At 72.4% G+C, this 2526-nt stretch carries 1 protein-coding gene and 1 pseudogene; both read right to left on the minus strand.

Annotated elements, in window-relative coordinates; translation table 11 throughout:
* Positions 1-380 precede the first annotated feature (380 nt).
* Positions 381-1931 carry a sensor histidine kinase gene (locus tag STRIP9103_RS28255; RefSeq protein ID WP_009325724.1) on the minus strand — a complete coding sequence of 517 codons (1551 nt, stop codon included), beginning with the start codon at positions 1929-1931 and terminating at the stop codon, positions 381-383.
* Positions 1928-2526, minus strand: a pseudogene (locus STRIP9103_RS28260) (response regulator transcription factor); the annotation flags it as partial. The pseudogene STRIP9103_RS28260 and the gene STRIP9103_RS28255, both read right to left, overlap by 4 nt.

A 2526-nucleotide genomic window follows, 5' to 3' on the forward strand; every position in this document is an offset into this window, starting at 1 on the left:
ACCCTGCTTCGGAAGCTAGCGCGGAGGACCGCCCTTGTAAACGTCTTGCGCAAGCCTTGACGCAACGTCTTCCGCAGCCCTGCCCGAACGCTTGACGCACCAGGGCCGCGCCCGGGTGGGTGCGGCCCTCGCGATGACACGGAACGCAGGCGATCGTCAACTCACCGGTGGCTCAGCCGTGTCCCAGCGGCATGGTCATGGTCGTAACCGTGGCTGTGGCCGTGGGCGTGGTCCGTGCCGTCCCCCGTCGGCTCTCCGCGCGCCCCGCTGTCGCGCTCGGTCGTCTTCGCCGGCTCCCTTCGTCCCGGGCACTGCCGGGGAGGACGGCCACGCGAGACGACTCCGGGGGCGGAAGCCGAGGGGAATCCGAAGCCGGAAACTCACACCGGCACTGATGGCACCGAAGGGGTCGACGGGGCCGAGACCGTGTCGATCGTGGGGTGTTCCATGGTTCCCGGCGGAGGGAGCTCGATGGTGAACTCCGTGTGGCCGGGGTCGCTGATCACGTCGAGGCGGCCTCCGTGGGCGGAGACGATCGCGGCGACGATGGCGAGGCCGAGGCCGGAGCCGCCCTGGTGGGGGCCGGTGCGGGAGCGGGAGGCGTCGGCTCGGGTGAAGCGTTCGAAGACGGAGGGGAGGAGGGCGGGCGGGATACCGGGGCCGTCGTCGCGTACGCGGATCACACAGCGGTCGGCGGTGGACTCGACGGACGCGGTGACCGTCGTGCCGGGCGGTGTGTGCACCCGGGCGTTGGCCAGCAGGTTGGCCACCACCTGGTGGAGGCGGGCTTCGTCGCCGGTGACCAGGGCCGGGGCGTCCAGCAGCAGCGCGAGCTGCCAGTTGTGGTCCTCGCCCGCCGCCCGCGCGTCCCACACCGCCTCCGCCACCAGGGCCGCGAGGTCCACCTCGGCGGACTCCAGGGGGCGGCCCTCGTCCAGACGGGCCAGCAACAGCAGGTCCTCCACCAGGCCCGTCATCCGCGCCGACTCCGCCGAGATACGGCGCCATGCCAGCGTCGGCTCGATCTTGTCCGTGCCGCGGTTCATGAGTTCCGCGTAACCGGCGATCGAGGCCAGCGGCGTACGGAGTTCATGGCTGGCGTCGGCGAGGAAGCGGCGCATGCGTTCCTCGCTGCGCTGCCGCTGGGCGAGGGAGGCCTCGACATGGTCGATCATGCGGTTGAGGGCGGCGCCGACCTGGCCGGCCTCGCTGCCGGGGTCCGTGTCGCGGTCGGGTACGCGGGTCAGGCCGGTGACCTCGCCCCGGTCCAGCGGGGAGCGGGAGACCTCGACGGCCGTCGCGGCGACCCGGCCCAGCGGGCGCAGTTGACGCCGGATCACGACCGCGCAGACACAGCCCGCGACGGTGAGGCCGACTCCGGCGACCACCGCCTCGACCAGCACCAGGCCGTTGATCATCTCCTGGACGTCGTCCATCGGCAGCCCGGTCAGGACGTACAGCCCGTCCTCGCCGATCGCCGTGATCCGGTACGTGCCGAGGCCGGGCACGGTCCGGGTGTGCTCGGAGCCGTCGGCCCCGATGTCCTCGATGGCGGCCCGCTGCTCGGCGGTGAGGGCCTTCGGGTCGCCGCTCGTGCCGATGACCTCGGCGGCGGTGATGTCCCCCTCCGCGTCGAGCCGCGCGGCGAGCGTGCCGACGGCCTGGCCCTGCTCCCTGAGGAACGCCAGGTCGGTGTGGTTGCGCGGCCCGACGCTCACCCCGCCGAGGCTCCGCTCGGCGGCGTCGGTGACCCGCTCGTCGAGGGCGCCCATCAGCGAGGCACGCTGCGCGACCACCGTCGCCAGGGTCATCGCGGCGCACACCGCGACCAGCGTGGCGGTGATGAAGACGAGCAGCCGGGTGCGCAGGGAACGGCTCCGCACGGTCTGCCGACAGCGGTCGCCCACCCGGGCCGTCCAACGGGTCGTCATCTTCCGTCCTCCCCCGCGCGGATGGCGTATCCGAGCCCGCGCACCGTGTGGATCATCGGTGCCCTGCCCTTGTCGATCTTGCGGCGGAGGCTGGAGATGTAGACCTCCACCAGGTTGCCCCCGCCGTCGAAGGAGCTGCTCCAGACGTGGTCCAGGATCTGGGCCTTGCTCAGCACCTGGCGCGGATGGCTGAGCAGCAGGCCGAGCAGCTCGAACTCCTTGGCGGTGAGCTGGATCGGCGTACCGTCGCGGTGCACCTCGCGGGTCTCCTCGGTGTAGACGAGATCACCGAGTACGAGGGCGCCGTCGTCCGTCGCCGCCCGGCTCTCCTCGACGCCGGACCGCCGCAGCAGCCCGCGCAGCCGCAGGACGACCTCCTCCAGTGAGAACGGCTTGGTGACGTAGTCGTCCGCGCCCGCCGAGAGTCCGTCGATACGGTGCTCCAGCGCGTCCCGGGCGGTGAGCATCAGCACCGGCAGCTTCGGGTTCTCGTACCGCAGCCGGCGTAGCACCTGGAGGCCGTCCAGGTCGGGCAGCATCCCGTCGAGGACACGGCGTGCGGGGCGCAGCCGCGCGCGACCGGAGCGCGCTGTGT

This window comes from Streptomyces ipomoeae 91-03, assembly GCF_000317595.1.
Taxonomy (GTDB): domain Bacteria; phylum Actinomycetota; class Actinomycetes; order Streptomycetales; family Streptomycetaceae; genus Streptomyces; species Streptomyces ipomoeae.